Below are 19404 nucleotides of genomic sequence, written 5' to 3'. Positions count from 1 at the left end.
CCCCTAGGGGGGAGCGCTTTCGAGAAACTGGTTGAGATCTTCCACGAGACGATTTAGCTCTGCTTCAGTGGTTAAGCGAATGCGGTCATCACGTACCGTCAAGAGGACTTTAGCGGCGTAGGGGTTAGCCCAGATATTCGGGTTGCAAAATACTTCAAAAAAGACTTCACCCACGTGTTGGTATTCCATGGCCGCTTGGGGAGGCAGAGGAGTCCCTGCGGTTTTGGCGGTGGCGATCGCCCGCATCCGTTCCATTAAAGTCTGAATCTCTTGCCGCAGGGCCTCTGCGGCTGCTGCAGAAAAGCAAAAACTCACCGAGCCTTCGACCAAGTTCACCCGCATTCGCTGCTCACTCATCGGCTCTGTCTGAACACGCCTGTTGTCATTATAGGGGGCATCTTATCAATCAAAAGGTGGGGAATCCTCTTGGGGGGGATCTACGCTCTGCTCCACCAGATATTCATAGCGCAGCAGTTCAAAACTCCGCTCACCGTAGCGATCGCGAATGTGTTCACAGCAGCACTGAATGGCAAATTCATCGAGTTCCTCGGACGTGACGCCGTACAAGTCCTCAAACACCTCTGGGGTGACGCGGCAAAAGCGGGGGCGATTCTCGTAGATACGACAGCGGTGACTGAGGGGGTCAAAGTGAATACACCAGCCATCGGCACCAATGAGGGATTGGTAGAGGGCAAATTCCTCTGCATTGAGAATGGTGGGCACCTCTGAGCGATCGCTCAACTCAAGGTAACAGCAGGCACCACACCCCTGCATACACTGCCACTTTTTCATGCTTTCAGGATAATGCAACGGTTTCTGTGGGCATCGGTGCCTCAGCAGGCACTTCCTCCAGCCAAATTTGATCACTGCGGGGATCAACACGACTCACCCGCACCAACACACACTCTCCCAAATTGGCCTGCCGTTGAAAGCGCATTGCCAGTTCTACCCCCAAATCCTCCAGCAGAACCAGCCCCAGCCCCTCCTCAGGACGCAACCAACGCAGTAAAATGCCCCGCCACACCTCTTCGCGATGCCGCCGCAGGTATTCCAAGCACCAATAGCGGTTGGTCTGCCGCTCCACAAGGGAGGACTCCTGAACTGACGACACCAGCCCCAATAAAATTTCATTCAGTTGCTCGGGTGTGAGGGGTGGGGTTTCCCCGCGGAGGTGGGCTTTAATCTGACGGTGCGCCAGCAAATCCGTGTAGCGGCGAATGGGGGAAGTCACTTGGCAGTAGGCATCAAGGCCAAGGCTGGCATGGGGATTGGGTTGGGTGCTCATTTCACTGCGGGGCATACAGCGACGAATGGCACAGTCCCGCACCATTCCAGCGGGCAGTTGCAACAATTCCTCCTCTGAGGGCAGTTCTGGCGGTGATTGACTGCGAAAGGGCAGAGGGATGCCCTCACGGGCGCCAAAATGGGCGGCTACTTCACCGGCAAGAATCATCATTTCTGCCACCAGTTGGCGGGCGGGGGAGTCATGGAGGGGCGAGATTTCCACCTCTTCACCAGCCACTTTAATGTTGGGTTCAGGGATATTAATGCGAATCGCTCCCCGTTGTTGCCGCCACTCACTACGCCGCTGTCCCCATTGGGCGATCGCCAGCAGATCCGCTTCCCCGGTCACCCCCTGCTCCAAAATCATGTCCACATCGTCATAGCTCAGGCGATAGGTGGGGCGAATCCAACTGGGGCAAATTTCGTACTCCAGCACTTCGCCGTTGTCGGCTAAAAGAATGCCAAAACTCAGCGCACAACAGGTTTGTCCCGCAACCAAACTCATCGGTCCTGTGGCCAACTCCGTGGGAAACATGGGAATCATCCCCGTCGGCAGATAGACCGTTGTGGCGCGGCGGCGAGCCTCCTGATCCAAGACATCATCCACCATCACCCAGCGGGTGGGATCGGCAATGTGGATCCACAGCTTTTGGCGATCGCCCACGACTTCGAGGCTGAGGCCATCGTCAATTTCTTGGGTACTTTCGTCGTCAATGGTATAGACCTTGAGATGGGTGAGATCGCGGCGCAGGGGAGCGTCAATATCTGTGGGGGGTGAGGTGAGGCGTTCATGGGCCACAGCAAGTACCTTGGCAGAGAATTCAACGTCAATTTGACTACGGCGCAGGAACAGATTTTCGTGCTCTGACCAGAGGCCGAGATCCACCAACAGTTGGAAAGCGCCCAAGGGTTGGGTGGGACGCTGCAATTCACTGAGGAGGTCAATGGCTGCTTGGTGTTGGCCACTGGGTTCAATGGCTATAGCATAACGTTCTAACTGCTCAAGGCGCTTGCGATCGCTGGCAGACCACGCCACAGTTTCCCCCTTCAGGGCTTGGGTCAAATGTTCACGGAAGCTGACTTCCTCCGCCAAGCGTTGGGCTTCCCGCTCGCTTTGATGTTTGAGTTCTGCCACTTGGGCAGCCGGTCGAGCCTCGTAGGTTTCCCCCTTGAGCTTGAAGTAGAAACGATCCTCACTAAGGAGATAGTAGGCCGCATAGCAGGCCACCGCCGATCGCTCCGAAAAAAGCAGCTCTGCTAGATCCGCTGGCGTAATGGCGCGGTTTTCCTCGCGGATAATTTCCCAAGCCACTTCTAAACTGTCGGCATCCAAGAGCGGCTGCACCTGCTGCCAAAATGTGGGAATCTCTTGGGGACGAAACCGCTCCTCGGGCACCGTAAAGGTCAGTTGGCGCGGATGAATGGTGTGGGCTTGCAAATGCTGATCAATGGCAATCCAATGCTTTTTACCTTCGGGGCGATCGATCACCGCCAAGCGACGCTGGTTATTGACCCGAAATTCAATGAGGGTGCCTTTCTCCACGGCTGCCGTGCTGTACCATAACCTGACAATTATAAAGTTTATTGCCTCTGACTGAGCAGTAGGGGATAACCACAGTAGCGTTCCAACAGCACAATGGCGACAATATCATCAATGGGTCGGGGGGGCAGGCGCAACCCCTTGGGAATCAGCCGCTGCCAACCGTGGGGCGGAAAGAGTTGCCAATAGCGATCGCGGGCGTCTAGGGTGCTATTGCGCTCATCCACTGGAATAATTTCTACAGCCAAAGCCGCTTGCAATTGCTGCTGCCACTGGCGAGAGGTGGTTTGATTGCCCATAATCACTTGTTCAAATGGGTAGGCTTGATGCCACTCTTGGACACGGGCGATCGCGCGATCGCTGGCCACCACTTCATAGCGCACCACTTCTTGACCGAGGGCAAGGGCTAACCCACACTTGTCCCGCCCTGGATCAAACCCCAATAAATACTTAGTGCGACCCATTTGCGTCATTTGCTAGAGTGGAAAGGTTATCGAATTGAGAGCGATCGCCCTGTGAGCCTACCCGCTGCGACCATCCGTCGTCTGTTGAATGTACCGCAAGTTGCCGCCACTTGGGTGGGTGGTGGCCGCAGACTCGACAGCAGCGAGGAAGTCTTTTGTGCGGCTTGGCTCGATCCCAAGGATCAGGGGGTACGCAGCATGGAGGTGGGTCAGTTTCCACCCACCCCAGAGCAACTCATGCGGCTGTTGGTGCAGGCGATCGAATATCCCCGCCATCCCCAAGCTCAGCCCTGCCGTCCCCACACCATCATCGTTGATGACCGCGAGTTGCAATTTTTTCTGCGCGGTGTGGTGGCTCCCCTCGATATTCAGGTGGAGTATCAAGCCCACATTCCCCTGCTGGATGAATTTTTTGAATTCATTGCGGCGGAAGTCACCAGTGATGATGTAGATATCGAGGTGCTCCCCCCTGAATATGTTTCCCTCTACACACAGAAAATTAGGGAATTTGCTCAACTGGACATCTGGCGGCGCCTAGACAGTCTTACCCCCCTTAAACTCCACTGCGACGCTTGGGACTCTCCCACCCTCTTTGCAGTACTGGTGAACCCCCAAGGAGCCAACCGTGACTTTGGTCTGATGCTCTACCGCGGGGAGGAGGCACTACGCAACTTTTGGCAGCAGATTGATCACGAGTATCCCTACATTGACGAAGACGATGATGAGCGTTTAGAGGAAACGGTTCTGCGCAACGATTGTCTCTTCTTGAATTTTTCCGAGGTTGGCGAAGAGGATTTAGGCAATGATCTCTCTTTTGTCCTCAAGGGGCATCTTTACACCATTGAACCGGGTGTCATCCATCCTTTGGAGGGAATGCGACCCTTTTATGCCCCTGAGGAAGCGGAAATGGTCTATGTGGCGATCGAGGCGCTGATCAAATTCTGGAAAAAGACCAAGAAACAGTTTGAGAAGGAGGAGTGCCCTGAACTAGACCTGAGGTTCAAGATTCCTTCACCCCGCCATTCTGCCCTTAGTTATCAGGTGCACGTGGCAACAGTGCCAGCGATGATGGCAGAAATCAATGGTGACCCTGAGGAGAGCAAATCACAGCACCAGATTCCCATTGATACGGAAGCAATTCCGGGGGAAGCCTATATCCTCTTTAAGTTGTTTCCGCCGAAAAAGCTTCAGGAATTACAAGCAGCCGTCTCTTACCATCAACGGGGGGAGATTCCCGAGGCGTTTGAGGGCTATCCCGTGTTGACGATTCAAACCAAAAAAGCCGCAGCGGCGGCGCTCGCCGCCAAAATTGCTGAGGAGGGCGGCATTCACCATCTAACGGTCTTTCCCCTCTCAGGTTCCGAGCAAATAGTCATGCTCCTTGCCCAAACCAATGCCAACCATCTTTGGCTTTTGGATACCTTTGACCCCGAAAGTGGTCCGCTGCTCCTCGATTGGATCAAGGAGGTCAATGACCTTGAGGGCGCCTGTGGCCTTGCTGTGGCCTATGGCATGACGGGCAAAACACGGATGCAGCCAACCCTCAAGCAAATCGTGGGACTTTTTGAAACGTCCCTTGTGTTTAGTTTCGTGGACACCCAACGTCCACCGACCCCTCAGCCCATTGAGATTTCTAAACGCTAGAGAACGGTGAAGTCTCTACGGATTCTACTGCTTCAGGCACGGGGCGATCGCACTACGCAGCAGGAGGAATTGGCAGAATTTATCCGCCTGAGCGGTTTGGCCGCCGAGCAATTTACAGTGCTCAATGGCTTTGAGTGTGCTGACTTTACCCCCGACTGTATTCAAGGCTTTGATGCCCTTTTTATCGGTGGCTCCAGTGATGCCACAGTGCTCAAGCCAGAGATCTATCGCTTTGTACCGCCGGCAATGGACTTAATTTTGGCCTGTATTGAGCAGGAGATCCCCGTGTTGGCCTCCTGTTTTGGCTTTCAATTGGCAGTGCAGGCCTTGGGAGGGCAGGTGATTGTGGATCGGCAGGGGATGGAAATGGGCACCTACCCTTTGTATCTCACGCCTTTGGGAGTTGCTGATCCACTATTTGCCGGCTTTCCCAATCCTTTTTTGGCGATTTCTGGACACCAGGAGCGCGCCTTGACCCTGCCAGCGGGAGCGACCTTACTGGCCTACAGTGAGTTGTGTCCCTACCATGCCTTTCGCTTGGAGGGTAAACCCTTCTACGCCTTTCAGTTTCATCCGGAGGTGGACGATCGCGACCTGATTGCCCGCATTAGCCGTTATTGCGATCGCTATCAATTGGGCACTGCCGAACTGGAAAAACTCAAGCAAACAGCCCGTCCTACCCCCTACGCCAATCAGTTGATCCGCCGCTTTGTTGAGGTGGTGCTGGGCTATATTCCCAGTTGTGCTTGAATCTCTGCTAGTTGCTCCTCTAGGGTGGTGGCTTGCAGCCAATGGATGCCGGGTTCTGCCCGAAACCATGTCCGCTGTCGTTTGGCAAATTGTTGGGTGTGCTGTACCGTGAGCGCAATCGCCGCCTCAAGGGTGAGTTCTCCCCGCAGATATTGGCGCATCTCGCGATAGCCCAGTGTATCTAATAGGGGCAGTTCATCACCGTACTGCGCTTGCAGTTGCCGAATTTCATCCAACCATCCCATGGCCAGCATTTGCTGGGTGCGCTCTTGAATGCGGCGGCGCTGTTGCTGGCGATCGCCCCCCGCTAGGGCAAAGTACCAAATCGGATAGGGAGGCGGTTCGCACCGCTGCTGCTGGCTGAGGGGTACCCCCGTTACGTAATAGACTTCCAAAGCCCGCAGGGTACGCACGTGATCGTGGGCATGGATGCGTTGCGCCGCCACAGGATCCACCTGCTGAAGCCATTGATAGCATTCCTGCTGACCTAGAGCCATCAACTGTGCCCGTAGATGTGGTTGCGGTGGGACTTGGGGCATCGTTAGCCCTTGGGTAATACTGCGGATGTACAATCCTGTCCCCCCCACCAAGAGGGGCGTGATCCCTTGGGAATGGTAGTGGGCAATCAAGGCTTGGGCTTTGGCTTGATAAATGGCCAGGGTCAGAGTATCGCGGGGGTCACAAATATCAATGAGGTGGTGGCGCACTTGGCGTTGTTGGGCTGGGGTGGGCTTGGCGGTGCCAACATCAAAGCCGCGATAGACTTGGCGGGAGTCGGCACTCAAAATCACACTGTTCAATTGCTGCGCGAGGGCGATCGCCAGTGCCGTTTTGCCGGTGGCCGTTGCCCCCCCAATAACAATTAGCCCTGCATCCCCCACTCAAATACAGCCTGAAAATTTCCTAGAATCGCCTATAACCCTTATGTGCTAAAATTTAGGTCAGATTTGACATTTAGGCAAGTGAAGACGCATTTGCCTCGATTCTATAGCAGTTAGGGAGTTGCCATGACCGCCGAGTATTCCTCTGCCCAGTTGCGGGTGCTCAAAGGCCTTGAACCCGTACGAACCCGACCGGGGATGTACATCGGCAGCACTGGCCCCAAGGGACTCCACCACTTGGTTTATGAAGTCGTGGACAACTCCGTTGATGAAGCCTTAGCAGGATACTGTTCCACCATTCTAGTTCAGATCAATGCTGATGGCTCCGTCACGGTCACCGACAATGGGCGCGGGATTCCAACGGATATTCACCCCGATACCGGCGTCTCTGGGGTTGAGACGGTGATGACGGTGCTCCACGCCGGGGGCAAGTTTGGCGATGGTGGCTACAAAGTCTCAGGGGGGTTGCACGGTGTGGGTGTCTCTGTGGTCAACGCCCTCTCGGAATGGCTAGAAGTGACGGTCTGGCGTAATGGTTTTGTCCATCATCAGCGCTATGAACGGGGGGTTCCCATTACTCCCCTCGAAAAGACCCCCGATAGTGAGGAACGGCGGGGTACCTCAGTGACCTTCTTTCCTGATCGCCAGATTTTCACAGAAACGATTGAATTTGACGCCAAGGTGCTGATGACACGGCTGCGGGAACTGGCCTATCTCAATGCCGGCATTCGTATTGATTTCAAGGATTTGCGCGTTACGCCCCCCTTGAGTGAAACCTACTGCTATGAAGGCGGTATCCGTGAATATGTCCGCTACATGGTGCAGGAAAAGGAACCCCTTCACCCAGAGATCATCTACATTCAGGGGGAAAAAAACGATGTGCAGGTGGAAGCAGCCCTACAGTGGTGTGCCGATGCCTACAGTGAAAACCTGCTAGGCTTTGCCAATAATATCCGCACCATTGATGGCGGTACCCACATGGAGGGGCTAAAGGCAGTCCTAACGCGGACCCTCAATGCCCTTGGCCGCAAGCGCAATAAACTCAAGGAGGGGGATGCCAATTTGGCGGGGGAAAACATTCGCGAAGGCCTGACAGCGATCATTTCCGTCAAGGTACCCAACCCCGAATTTGAAGGGCAAACAAAAACCAAGCTGGGCAATACCGAAGTACGCGGCATTGTGGATGCCATTGTGGGCGAAGCCCTAACGGAATACCTTGACTTTCATCCGACCGTCACCGACACGATTTTGGAAAAAGCCATCCAAGCCTTTAATGCGGCTGAAGCGGCGCGGCGGGCACGGGAAATGGTACGGCGCAAGTCGGTGCTGGAGTCTTCGACGCTGCCGGGGAAATTGGCGGATTGCAGTTCACGGGATCCCGCTGTCTCGGAAATTTTCATTGTCGAAGGTGATTCTGCCGGTGGCTGCTTTGCTGGTGATACAAAGGTGGCTCTCGCCGATGGCCGTTGCCTCAGTTTTGTGGAGTTAATGGCAGAACAAGCGGCAGGCAAGGAGCATTTTGGCTACACAATTCGCCACGATGGCACGATTGGTATTGAGCGACTGGTCAACGTCCGCAAAACCAAAACAAATGCTGAAGTCATTAAGCTCACCCTTGACAACGGCGAGGTGATTATCTGCACCCCCGATCACCGTTTCATGCTCCGCAATGGTGAGTATAAAGAGGCACAGGCGTTAACTCCCGATGATTCCCTAATGCCACTTTATCGAAAAGCATCTAGCAGCGCTGATTTGGGAATTACGATCGATGGCTACGAAAGGGTTTGGGATCCTCGATCAAATTCTTGGCTGTTTACCCACATGCTTGCAGATTGGTATAACCGCTGGCAAGGAAAATACACCTTAGAAAGTGGTGAGCATTGTCATCATGTTGACTTCAACAAGCGAAACAATAATCCCACGGATCTGATTCGTCTGTCTGCTGATGCACATCTTGAACTTCATCGCCAGCACATTGATAAAACCTTACATCGTCCTGAAGTTAAGGAGAAGTGCCGTCAGAAGCGGAAAGAAGCACTATCAAAGACCTACTTTGACAAGACAATTAAAGCCCTAAAGAAAATTGAGTTAGAACAAGCTAATATTGATTTAGAGTCTTATCGCGAATATCGTTGCCAAACACGTGATAAGTCGCTCTTACGCTTTAAAACTTTCTGTAATCGGTACTTTGATGGCGATTCAAATCGTGCCTTAGAAGCAATCAAAAACTATAACCATCGCATTGTCTCAATTGAGGTTATGGGTGAAAAGATTGATGTTTACGATTTAGAAGTGCCGGGAACCCATAACTTTGCGCTGGCCAGTGGCGTTTTTGTTCACAACAGTGCCAAGCAAGGGCGCGATCGCCGCTTCCAAGCGATTTTGCCGCTGCGGGGCAAGATTCTCAACATTGAAAAAACCGATGATGCCAAAATTTACAAGAATAACGAGGTACAGTCTTTAATTACTGCCCTTGGTTTAGGCGTAAAGGGAGAGGAGTTTGACCCTGCCAAGTTGCGCTATCACCGCATCATTATTATGAGTGTGGCCGGGGATGAACCCACCCTTGTCAGGAATGCCTACGGGCAGGTGGAATTGGTCAAAATTGGTGAGTTTATTGACGAGTGTATTGAGGAACAGCGGATTGCCCAGCACTATCAGGTGATGTCCTTTGATCCCAAGACGGGTCAGACTCGCTTTCAACCCCTGAAGGCAGTGATTCGCCATTCCCATGAGGAGCCAATGTATGCGATTCAAACCCGCTACCATCGCTCCATTAAGGTGACGGCCTCCCACAGTGTTTATGTCTATGAAGACGGCCAGATTAAGTTGAAAAAGGGCAATGAGATTCGGGTGGGCGATCGCCTTGTTGCCAGTCGCCGCTTACCGCGTCCCCCAATTGTTGAGCGCATTGATCTGCTGCACTTGTTTTACCAAGCGGGTCTCACGGAGGGGCTGTATCTCAAGGGGGAAGGTGTCAAAGCCCTGTGTGACCAACAACTCCTAGCACGGGTCGAGTGCTCCTCGGAGGGGCAACAACCGCGTGTTGCCTATGATCCCCAGCTGTGGGAACCCCTACGGCAGACCCGTCAAGTCCAAGGGCTCAGTCAACAGGCCGTTGCTGCCCAAGTCGGGGTCAAACAGGCCATCACTATTTCCCAATGGGAACGGGGTCAAACCACGCCCACACTGAAGCACTTCCTCAATTACCTCGAGGCCATTCAGTGGCATTACCCACTCCAATACCAAACGTTGCCGTCGCGGCTTGAGAGGATGCAGCATCAAAGTGACGACAGCAAAAATGCCCCCTACCGCCAAATCAGCGATTATCAGCCCCTCGATAGCTTTACCCTTGCGGAACTAGAGTGCCTCACTGGGGAGGTGCAACTTGTGCCCCATGCCCACCATGACAAAGCTTTTGGCCGATATTTAGAGGTCAATCGGGAGTTATTGTGGTTTTTAGGCTGGTATGTAGCCGAGGGAAGCCTGAGTCAACATCAAGTTAGCCTCAGCTTGGGGCGAAAAGACCAGCCCTTTATCCCTGAACTCTGCCGTACCATTGAAACCCTCTTTGGCGAGTCTCCTCACTGCGATGCTGACCCTGAAAGTCAAGGGCAAAAGCTCTACTTCCACAGTGTCTTGGCAGCCCGCTTGCTTAAAGCCTTGGGGGTGGGGGGCAAAGCCCACGAGAAGTGCCTGCCCTCCTTGGTGTGGCGGGTGCCCCTAGAGCTACAGTTGGCCTTTTTGGAGGGGTATTTCCTCGGCGATGGGGCGATCGCCCGCAGCCACATCTCTATGACCACCACTTCTCCTACCCTCAAAGATGGCCTCCTCTACCTGTTTGGTCAGTTGGGCTGGGTAGCAAGCTGGACAACGCTAAAACCAGAAGCCGTTGCCAATTCACAGCTACAAACCCGCCACGAAGTGCATTGCCTCACCCTGAGCGGCAAGCCCCAACTGGAAGCGGCGTTGCCCATTTGGCAGCGTCATCCCCACAGTGAATCCCTGACGGCCTATCTGGCTTCGCCCCACCACAAGCCACTGGCTTTTACCCCTATTAGTGAAGACTTAATGGCACTAGAGGTGACGCAAGTTGCGGAAATTCCACCCGTGGGTGAGTATGTCTATGACTTCTCAGTGGAGGGGGATGAAAACTTTATTTGCGGTGTCGGTGGGTTGTGTGCCCACAATACAGACGCTGATGTGGATGGTTCCCACATTCGCACCTTGTTGCTGACCTTTTTCTATCGCTATCAGCAGGAATTGATTAACCAAGGCTTTGTCTATATTGCCTGCCCACCCCTGTATAAGGTTGAACGGGGGCGACAGCACTTCTATTGCTATAGCGATCGCGAGCTGCAGCAGCAGATTGCCGCCTTCCCGGAAAATGCCAATTACACGATCCAGCGCTTTAAGGGTCTCGGGGAAATGATGCCTGAGCAGTTGTGGGAAACGACGATGAACCCAGAGACGCGCATTCTCAAACGGGTGGAAATTGAAGATGCTGCTGAGGCCGATCGCATTTTCACCATCCTGATGGGCGATCGCGTGGCACCTCGTCGCGAATTTATCGAGACCTATGGCCCCCAGTTGGCCCTAGAAAACCTCGATATCTAAAGCCAGCCCCCAGAGTAGATGTGCTATAGTAGCTCTGGTTTGGCTGCGACGTTGGTGACTGCCAATATTGTTTTGTGATCTACAATTGCAAAACATTTGGGAATCAACACTGTGGGCGGCAGTAAACTGGTCTTCGAGCCAGAAACTTCTAAGTCTGCGGTTAGCATTCCCCCCTAGTCTTTACTAGGTCATAAACTGAGGTAAAACGGCGTCGCAGTTAGACTTTTCCTAACGATGAACCATCGCTACATTCTCCTGTACAAGCCCTATCGGGTGCTTTGTCAGTTTCAAGATCAAGAGGGGCGATCAACCCTCAAAGATTACGTTCCCATTCCTGATATTTATCCCGCTGGCCGCCTCGACTACGACAGCGAGGGGCTGGTTCTCCTCACCAATGATGGCTGGTTGCAACACTGCTTGACGGATCCCCGCTATGGTCATCCGCGCACCTACTGGGTACAGGTGGAAGGTGAACCCAACCCCGCAGCCCTGACTGAGTTGGCCGAAGGCGTTGTCGTCCAAGGCTATCGCACGCGACCTGCGGTTGTCCAAGTACTGGAACAGGAACCCTCCTTACCCCCTAGGGAGCCACCCATTCGTTATCGTCGTTCTATTCCCACCCATTGGCTGAGTCTGACGTTGCGGGAAGGTCGCAATCGCCAAGTCCGCCGCATGACGGCTGCGGTAGGATTTCCCACCCTGCGCTTGGTACGGGTGGCGATCGCCAATTTGCAACTGGGTGACCTTGCCCCCGGACAGTGGCGAGAGATTCTGCCCTCAGAACGGCAAGCCCTTTGGCAATCCTGCGGTCGGCGACCTTAGTATTTCTTAATAACCTTGGAACTCTGTATTAGAATCAGGGAGTACTTATTGGTTTTGATTACACTGCATTTATTTACGAGGTCCTCCCATGGGACAGCCGTTTCTCAGCAAAATTGGTCGTCCATGGCTGATCGGGGGGGCGATCGCCATCGGATTAGGCAGCTTGGCATTCAGTTTGAACTATTGGCAGCAACGTCAACGGGTCAATGAAGAACAGGCAATTCAGGCAGCCCTTGCTAATCCCATGAGCGATCGCATTACCGCCCTTGGCCGACTCGAACCGGAAGGGGAAGTGGTGGCGGTGAGTGCCCCCTCGATGACGGAGCGATTGGGACAGTTGTTAGTGCGCGAAGGCGATCGCGTGGTGGCCGGTCAACCCCTTGCCTATTTAGATACCTACCCGGAACGCAAAGCCGAACGGGACTTGGCGGCCAGTCAGTTGCAGGAAGCCCGCCTACGCTATGAGGCCGAAACCCGCCTAGCTGTTGCTCAAATTGCCGAAGCCGAACGCCGTCGCGATCGCGCCAATGAACCGGCCATTGCCGCCATTCAAGCCCAGCAGGCCACAATTCAACGCATTCAAGCGGAATTAGAGACCGCCAATCGCGAGTACCAGCGCTTTGCCCAACTCTTTGCCGATGGGGCAGTGTCGCAACAGGATCTCGACGATCGCACTGTCCGCGTCCGGAGCTTACAGGAAGAACTGCGCAACGCCCAAGCCAACCTCGTTCGCCTACAGGAAGAGCGCCGCACAGAACTGGCCACGGCAAATGCCCAAGTGGACGCCGCCCAAGCCAATCTGGGACGGGTACAAACCCAAGTGCAGCTCCTCTCAGCAGAGCGCAATCTGCAACTGGCAGAAGCCCGCCTTGAGCGCACCATTATTCGCGCCCCTCGCAATGGTCGGGTGCTGCGGATTCACACAAGAGCCGGCGAAACTATCAATGAACGGGGGATTCTTGAATTGGGGAATACCGACCAAATGTATGCCGTTGCTGAGGTGTATGAGACCGATGTGCCTCGGGTTCGTGTAGGACAGCCCGCTGAAATTCGCAGCAGTGCCCTCAGCGCGCCGCTTAGTGGCCGTGTGGCGCAAGTAGGGCTGGTGGTGGCCAAGAATGACGTGACTGATACGGATCCAGCCGCCAAAACGGATGCGCGGGTTGTGGAAGTGAAAATTCGCCTTGACAACAGTGAGCCGGTGGCGGGTCTAACAAATATGCAAGTGGAAATTGCCATTGATCCACGCTGAGGTTCAAGGATGATTTTTGCAATTCCCTTAGCTTGGCTACAACTGATTCGAGAGCGCATTCGCCTATTGGTGGCGATCGCGGGCATTGCCTTTGCGGTTGTGCTGATGCTGATGCAGTTTGGCTTTCGCGATGCCCTCTTTAAGGCGGCAGTGCGCTTCCACGAGAGCTTAAACACCGATATTGTCCTCATTAGTCCCCAGTCGACGGCGCTGATTGCCATGCGCAGCTTTCCCCGGCGGCGACTCTACCAAGCAGCGGGCTTTGAAGGGGTCGAGTCGGTTTCTCCCCTCTACCTGAGTTTTGGTCTCTGGCGCAATCCCATTAACAAAAGTACTCGCCAACTGATGGTGATTGGCGTGGATCCGCTGGCGGTGTCCATTTCCGTATCCGATACCCCCCACTGGCAAGAGGCGATTAAGCTAGCGGATCATGTTCTTTTTGATGCCCAATCCCGCACTGAGTTTGGCCCGATTCCTGAGCTATACCGCCAAGGGGAAGAGGTCACGACCGAAGTCTCTGGCCGCAAAATCACCGTGGCAGGCTTGTTTCGCATGGGAGCCAACTTTGGTGCCGATGGTAATTTGCTCACGAGTGATTTGAACTTTTTGCGCCTTTTCCCCGAACGTCATCCGGGGCTGATCGATGTGGGTTTAGTACGGGTGCAGCCGGGGGTGAATACGAAAGCATTGGCACGGCGGATGAATGCTTCCCTCGGCAATGATGTACTGGTGATGACCCGTGAGGAGTTTGCTGAGTTTGAGCGCAGTTATTGGGAAAAGAGTACCTCCATTGGCTTTATTTTCTCCCTTGGTGCCCTGATGGGATTTATCGTTGGTTCCGTGATTGTCTATCAAATTCTCTACACCGATGTCACGGATCACTTGGCGGAGTATGCCACCCTCAAGGCCATGGGCTACCGCGATATCTTCTTCTATGGCGTGGTCATGCAGGAGTCCTTGATTCTCTCCTGTATGGGCTATGTTCCAGGCTTTATCGTGTCATTTTTACTCTACATCCTTATTGCCAGAGCCACGTCACTGCCAGTGTGGATGACCGTAGAGCGCGCCAGTTTGGTCTTTACCCTCACGGTCTTAATGTGTACCCTTTCGGGAGCGATCGCCATGCGGCGGATCCAAGCGGCTGATCCTGCCGATATTTTCTAGGATGGTGTTATGGAGCCAGTGATCCACATTCAAGGCCTCAATCACTACTTTGGTCAGGGGCAACTGCGCAAGCAAATTCTCTTTGATCTCTGCGCTCGCATTGAGGCGGGTGAAATTGTGATCATGACGGGGCCTTCGGGGTCAGGGAAAACCACACTGTTAACCCTGATCGGTGCCTTGCGATCGGCACAAGAGGGCAGTCTGCGGGTTCTGGGTCAGGAGCTACGCAACGCCACAAAAGAGCAGCAGATTCAAATTCGGCGGCAAACGGGCTACATCTTCCAAGGGCACAATCTGCTCCATGCCTTGACGGCTCGCCAAAATGTGCAAATGGCGCTGGATTTGCAACCCCACCTCAGTCCACAGGAAGTTCGAGAGCGGGTGGAAGCCATGCTCTGTGCCGTTGGCCTTGGAGAGCGCCTTGACTACTATCCCCATGAACTTTCGGGGGGGCAAAAGCAACGGGTGGCGATCGCTCGCGCTCTCGTGGGACATCCCAAAATTGTCCTTGCCGATGAACCGACGGCTGCTCTCGATAAAAAATCCGGTCGCGATGTGGTGGAAATTATGCGTAGCCTTGCCCGCGAACAGGGCTGCACCATTTTAATTGTGACCCACGATAACCGTATTCTTGATGTCGCCGATCGCATCATTCACATGGAAGATGGCCGCCTCTCAGAAACCACAATTGGCCTTTCCGCCTAGCCTAGAATAGAGGCAAGCAGTGCAGGGCAAATCCGCTGATCATGTTTGCAGCTCCGCAGGGGACAGTGCCAATGTTGGAGAGTGGCGATCGCCTCAGTCGCGAGGCCTTTGAGCGCCTGTATGCCCAATGTCCTCATATTAAAAAAGCTGAACTCATTAACGGAGTCGTGTACGTGGCCTCCCCTGTGCGGGTGAATTCCCACAGCCGTCCCCACAGTCTCGTCATGGGCTGGTTGATGGCCTTTGAAGTGGCAACAGCCAACGTCATGGTGCTCGCTAATGCCACCGTCCGCTTAGATGCCCAAACAGTGGTGCAACCCGATGCCCTGCTGCGCCTTGTCAATGGCACCTCCCGTATCAGCGAGGATGATTATCTTGAAGGGGCGCCTGAACTCATTGTCGAAATTGCCAGTAGCAGTGCCGCCTACGATCTCCACGACAAACTAGAGGTTTATTGTCGCTGTGGGGTTCAGGAATACTTGGTCTGGGTGGTACCGGAGCAGGATTTTCATTGGTATCTCAAGGAAGGAACAAGCTACCGCCGTCAAGCACCCGATGACCACGGCATTTTTCGCAGTGGGCACTTCTCTGGATTGTGGCTCCACTGGCCAGCCCTGAGAGACGGTCATTTAACGCTTGTTTTGGAAACCCTGCACACAGGATTGAAGTTGCAGCAACCCCCATAACTATTAGTGAACTGTGAACTGTCGCTTAACTGTAAGAACTCTGTGCTATGGTCATAGGTAGCGGCTTGCAAGCGCGGCAGTGACACTTGTCAACTCTTCTCGTTTCCAACAGCTTTATCTTGCCAGAGGTCTCCGGCGGCAGTGTTTGCCGTAAGCGGAGCTTTTGGTGTGCTTGACAGGGCAACGCCTCTTCATTTAAGATGCAAGATCCGCGTTTTAGCGATACCCTCTAGAGGATATACATGGCTAGTAATCAGATTTACACGCCACCCGCTTTTACCTTGCCAGACCTTGTCGAGATTCAGCGGGCCAGCTTCCGATGGTTTCTGGAAGAAGGACTCATTGAAGAGCTAGAGAGTTTCTCCCCCATTACTGATTATACCGGCAAAATTGAGTTGCACTTTTTGGCCAAGGACTACCGACTCAAGGAGCCGAAGTATAGCGTCGATGAGGCCAAGCGGCGGGATGCCACCTACTCAATGCAAATGTATGTCCCGACTCGCCTCATTAACAAAGAAAACGGCAATATCATTGACCAAGATGTGTTCATCGGCGATCTGCCCCTGATGACCGATCGCGGGACATTTATTATCAATGGTGCAGAGCGCGTCATTGTCAACCAGATTGTCCGCAGTCCCGGCGTTTACTACAAATCAGAAACCGACAAGAATGGTCGCCGTACCTACAATGCCAGCCTGATTCCCAACCGGGGCGCTTGGCTGAAATTTGAAACCGATAAAAACGATCTGCTCTGGGTACGCATTGACAAAACCCGTAAGCTCTCAGCGCACGTTCTCCTCAAGGCCTTGGGGTTAACCGATAGCGAAATTCTAGAGCGGCTGCGTCACCCCGAGTACTACCAAAAAACTGTTGAAAAAGAAGGCAAATTCTCCGAAGAAGACGCCCTTATTGAACTGTACAAAAAACTGCGCCCAGGGGAGCCGCCCACGGTTTCAGGGGGACAACAGCTTCTGGAGTCGCGCTTCTTTGATCCCAAACGCTACGACCTTGGCCGGGTAGGTCGCTATAAGCTCAACCGCAAGTTGCAGTTGAATATTCCCGACTCGGTGCGCATCCTCACCCCAGAAGATATTCTTGCGGCCATTGATTATCTAATTAACCTCGAGTTTGATCTGGGCACGATTGATGACATTGACCACTTGGGCAACCGCCGCGTCCGTTCTGTGGGTGAATTGCTGCAAAACCAAGTGCGCGTTGGCCTCAATCGCCTAGAGCGCATCATTCGCGAGCGGATGACGGTGTCTGACACGGATTCTTTGACGCCCACTTCGCTGGTCAACCCGAAGCCCTTGGTGGCGGCCATCAAGGAATTCTTTGGTTCTAGCCAGCTTTCCCAATTCATGGATCAGACCAACCCCCTCGCGGAACTCACCCACAAACGGCGCTTGAGTGCCCTAGGCCCCGGCGGTCTCACTCGGGAGCGGGCGGGCTTTGCGGTGCGGGATATTCACCCGAGTCACTATGGTCGCATTTGCCCCATTGAAACTCCTGAAGGTCCCAACGCTGGGTTGATTGGTTCCTTGGCCACCCATGCCCGCGTCAACGAATATGGCTTTATTGAGACGCCTTTCTATCCAGTGGAAAATGGTCGGGTGCTGAAGGATCGCCCCCCCGTTTACATGACCGCTGACGAAGAGGATGATAAGCGGGTGGCGCCGGGGGACGTGCCCACCGATGAAAACGGCTACATCCTTGGGGATGTGGTGCCTGTACGCTATCGTCAAGATTTCACCACCACCACCCCCGATCAGGTGGACTACGTAGCAGTTTCGCCAGTGCAGATTATCTCTGTGGCCACCTCGCTGATTCCCTTTCTAGAGCACGATGACGCCAACCGTGCCCTCATGGGATCCAACATGCAGCGGCAGGCGGTACCCCTGTTGCGACCGCACCGTCCCTTAGTGGGTACCGGTCTAGAGGCTCAGGCAGCACGGGACTCTGGGATGGTGATTCTCAGCCAGACCAATGGTGTGGTCACCTATGTGGATGCCAATCAAATTCGCGTCAAAACCGATAATGGCCCTGAGATGACCTACACGCTGCAAAAGTATCAGCGCTCCAACCAAGATACCTGCTTGAATCAACGACCGATTGTCTTTGTCGGCGATCGCGTGCAGGCAGGACAGGTGATTGCTGATGGCTCCGCCACTGAGGGGGGCGAACTAGCCCTTGGCCAAAACATCCTTGTGGCCTATATGCCTTGGGAAGGCTACAACTACGAAGACGCCATCCTGATCAGCGAACGGCTAGTTCAAGAGGATGTCTATACCTCCATCCACATTGAGAAGTACGAGATCGAGGCGCGGCAAACCAAACTAGGTCCTGAGGAAATTACCCGCGAAGTGCCCAACGTCTCTGAAGATGCCCTGCGGCAGTTGGATGAAAACGGCATTATCCGCATCGGTGCCTTTGTAGAAGCAGGCGATATTCTCGTCGGTAAAGTCACCCCCAAAGGGGAATCGGATCAGCCCCCCGAAGAAAAACTCCTGCGTGCCATCTTTGGTGAAAAAGCGCGGGATGTGCGGGATAACTCCCTGCGGGTGCCCAATGGTGAAAAAGGGCGCGTTGTCGATGTGCGCGTCTTTACCCGTGAGCAGGGAGATGAACTACCCCCCGGTGCCAATATGGTGGTGCGGGTCTATGTGGCCCAGAAGCGCAAAATTCAGGTGGGGGACAAAATGGCTGGCCGCCACGGCAACAAGGGGATTATTTCCCGCATTCTCCCTGTGGAGGATATGCCTTTCCTACCCGATGGTCGCCCCGTGGATATTGTCCTCAATCCCTTGGGGGTGCCTTCACGGATGAATGTGGGGCAAGTCTATGAGTGTTTGCTGGGCTGGGCTGGGGAGTGCCTTGGTCGTCGGTTCAAAATTACTCCCTTTGATGAAATGCACGGCAAGGAAAAATCCCGCGAAACCGTCCATGCCAAGCTACAAGAGGCCAAAGAAGTCACGGGTCAAGATTGGGTCTTTAATCCTGAGGATCCGGGCAAAATGGTCGTCTATGATGGCCGCACCGGTGAACCCTTTGACCGGCCCGTGACGGTGGGGATGGCCTATATGCTGAAGCTCGTGCACTTGGTGGACGATAAGATCCACGCCCGCTCCACAGGGCCTTACTCTTTGGTTACTCAACAGCCCCTCGGTGGTAAAGCCCAGCAAGGGGGTCAGCGCTTTGGCGAGATGGAGGTGTGGGCATTGGAGGCCTATGGTGCCGCCTATATTCTCCAAGAGTTGCTGACGGTCAAGTCCGATGATATGCAAGGACGCAATGAAGCCCTCAATGCCATTGTTAAAGGGCAATCCATTCCACGACCGGGCACGCCAGAGTCCTTCAAGGTGCTGATGCGGGAGCTGCAATCCCTGTGCTTGGATATTTCCGTGCGCAAGGCCAGTATTCCCAGCTTTGATGACGATGGCGAAATGAAACCTGACCCCGAGGTGGATTTGATGGTGGATGTCAGCCCTCGCCGTACCCCGGCACGACCCACAATTGACTACAGTGCCCTCGACGACACGGACGACAAAGAAGGGGCAACGACATTCTAAACACTCAGAACTGAGTCAGCTTGTTT

The 19404-nt window shown here is 54.0% G+C and carries 14 protein-coding genes, 1 other RNA gene and 1 pseudogene; 11 read left to right on the top strand and 5 right to left on the bottom strand.

The window, feature by feature from the left end; genetic code table 11:
• Positions 1-3: 3 nt before the first annotated feature.
• From M0644_RS10345 to M0644_RS10330, 4 genes are read right to left on the bottom strand one after another with little or no spacing between them, the layout of a single operon-like run.
• Positions 4-357, bottom strand: coding sequence for a hypothetical protein (locus M0644_RS10345; protein ID WP_286625613.1), 354 nt, complete (start codon positions 355-357; stop codon positions 4-6).
• A gap of 45 nt (positions 358-402) precedes the next feature.
• Entirely contained in the window at positions 403-792 is a 390-nt protein-coding gene (locus M0644_RS10340; protein WP_149820570.1) for a YkgJ family cysteine cluster protein, read from the bottom strand.
• A gap of 4 nt (positions 793-796) precedes the next feature.
• Positions 797-2827, bottom strand: coding sequence for a ribonuclease catalytic domain-containing protein (locus M0644_RS10335; protein WP_286625612.1), 2031 nt, complete (start codon positions 2825-2827; stop codon positions 797-799).
• Positions 2828-2865: 38 nt separating this feature from the next.
• Positions 2866-3297 carry a resolvase gene (locus M0644_RS10330; protein WP_149820566.1) on the bottom strand — a complete coding sequence of 144 codons (432 nt, stop codon included), beginning with the start codon at positions 3295-3297 and terminating at the stop codon, positions 2866-2868.
• Between the two features lie 42 nt (positions 3298-3339).
• On the opposite strand from M0644_RS10330, the gene M0644_RS10325 reads away from it, so the two are divergent.
• The gene (locus M0644_RS10325; protein WP_286625611.1) at positions 3340-4932 is read left to right on the top strand and encodes a DUF6930 domain-containing protein; all 1593 of its coding nucleotides are present in this window, start codon (positions 3340-3342) and stop codon (positions 4930-4932) included.
• Positions 4933-4938: 6 nt separating this feature from the next.
• The gene (locus M0644_RS10320; protein ID WP_149820564.1) at positions 4939-5682 is read left to right on the top strand and encodes a type 1 glutamine amidotransferase; all 744 of its coding nucleotides are present in this window, start codon (positions 4939-4941) and stop codon (positions 5680-5682) included.
• Here the strand turns inward: M0644_RS10320 and miaA are convergent.
• A complete protein-coding gene (gene miaA, locus M0644_RS10315) occupies positions 5661-6563 on the bottom strand; it encodes a tRNA (adenosine(37)-N6)-dimethylallyltransferase MiaA (RefSeq protein WP_149820562.1) in 903 nt (300 codons plus the stop codon). The two genes, M0644_RS10320 and miaA, sit on opposite strands and share 22 nt — an antisense overlap.
• Positions 6564-6689: 126 nt before the next feature.
• On the opposite strand from miaA, the pseudogene M0644_RS13235 reads away from it, so the two are divergent.
• The 9 genes and pseudogenes from M0644_RS13235 to rpoB all read left to right on the top strand — a co-directional run.
• Positions 6690-10878: pseudogene (locus M0644_RS13235) on the top strand (ATP-binding protein); the annotation flags it as partial.
• A gap of 113 nt (positions 10879-10991) precedes the next feature.
• Positions 10992-11180 (top strand): hypothetical protein, encoded by a 189-nt coding sequence (locus M0644_RS13230; protein WP_399374387.1) that lies wholly within the window; start codon positions 10992-10994, stop codon positions 11178-11180.
• 37 nt (positions 11181-11217) lie between these two features.
• A non-coding RNA gene (gene ssrS, locus M0644_RS10305) (6S RNA) lies at positions 11218-11404 on the top strand.
• A gap of 10 nt (positions 11405-11414) precedes the next feature.
• On the top strand, positions 11415-12002 hold the full coding sequence (locus M0644_RS10300; RefSeq protein WP_149820558.1) for a pseudouridine synthase: 588 nt from the start codon (positions 11415-11417) through the stop codon (positions 12000-12002).
• 88 nt (positions 12003-12090) lie between these two features.
• The gene (locus M0644_RS10295) at positions 12091-13254 is read left to right on the top strand and encodes an ABC exporter membrane fusion protein (protein WP_286625605.1); all 1164 of its coding nucleotides are present in this window, start codon (positions 12091-12093) and stop codon (positions 13252-13254) included.
• Between the two features lie 9 nt (positions 13255-13263).
• Positions 13264-14418 carry an ABC transporter permease DevC gene (gene devC / locus M0644_RS10290; protein WP_286625603.1) on the top strand — a complete coding sequence of 385 codons (1155 nt, stop codon included), beginning with the start codon at positions 13264-13266 and terminating at the stop codon, positions 14416-14418.
• A 9-nt stretch (positions 14419-14427) separates the two neighbouring features.
• Positions 14428-15123, top strand: coding sequence for a DevA family ABC transporter ATP-binding protein (locus M0644_RS10285; protein WP_149820552.1), 696 nt, complete (start codon positions 14428-14430; stop codon positions 15121-15123).
• 41 nt (positions 15124-15164) lie between these two features.
• Complete coding sequence (locus tag M0644_RS10280; protein WP_286625601.1) at positions 15165-15809, top strand: Uma2 family endonuclease; 645 nt, start codon at positions 15165-15167, stop codon at positions 15807-15809.
• A gap of 242 nt (positions 15810-16051) precedes the next feature.
• Positions 16052-19378 carry a DNA-directed RNA polymerase subunit beta gene (gene rpoB, locus M0644_RS10275; RefSeq protein ID WP_149820548.1) on the top strand — a complete coding sequence of 1109 codons (3327 nt, stop codon included), beginning with the start codon at positions 16052-16054 and terminating at the stop codon, positions 19376-19378.
• The last annotated feature ends 26 nt before the right edge of the window (positions 19379-19404 follow it).

Source organism: Thermosynechococcus sp. B1 (assembly GCF_030322985.1).
In the GTDB taxonomy this organism is placed as follows: Bacteria; Cyanobacteriota; Cyanobacteriia; order Thermosynechococcales; family Thermosynechococcaceae; genus Thermosynechococcus.
This window is presented reverse-complemented; position numbering and strand designations above follow the sequence as displayed.

Coding starts and splice junctions, on each gene's coding strand:
- M0644_RS10285 (WP_149820552.1), top strand. CDS start 14,428: ATGGAGCCAGTGATCCACATTCAAGGCCTCAATCACTACTTTGGTCAG.
- M0644_RS10295 (WP_286625605.1), top strand. CDS start 12,091: ATGGGACAGCCGTTTCTCAGCAAAATTGGTCGTCCATGGCTGATCGGG.
- rpoB (WP_149820548.1), top strand. CDS start 16,052: ATGGCTAGTAATCAGATTTACACGCCACCCGCTTTTACCTTGCCAGAC.
- M0644_RS10280 (WP_286625601.1), top strand. CDS start 15,165: ATGTTTGCAGCTCCGCAGGGGACAGTGCCAATGTTGGAGAGTGGCGAT.
- M0644_RS10340 (WP_149820570.1), bottom strand. CDS start 792: ATGAAAAAGTGGCAGTGTATGCAGGGGTGTGGTGCCTGCTGTTACCTT.
- M0644_RS13230 (WP_399374387.1), top strand. CDS start 10,992: ATGATGCCTGAGCAGTTGTGGGAAACGACGATGAACCCAGAGACGCGC.
- M0644_RS10345 (WP_286625613.1), bottom strand. CDS start 357: ATGAGTGAGCAGCGAATGCGGGTGAACTTGGTCGAAGGCTCGGTGAGT.
- M0644_RS10300 (WP_149820558.1), top strand. CDS start 11,415: ATGAACCATCGCTACATTCTCCTGTACAAGCCCTATCGGGTGCTTTGT.
- devC (WP_286625603.1), top strand. CDS start 13,264: ATGATTTTTGCAATTCCCTTAGCTTGGCTACAACTGATTCGAGAGCGC.
- M0644_RS10330 (WP_149820566.1), bottom strand. CDS start 3,297: ATGACGCAAATGGGTCGCACTAAGTATTTATTGGGGTTTGATCCAGGG.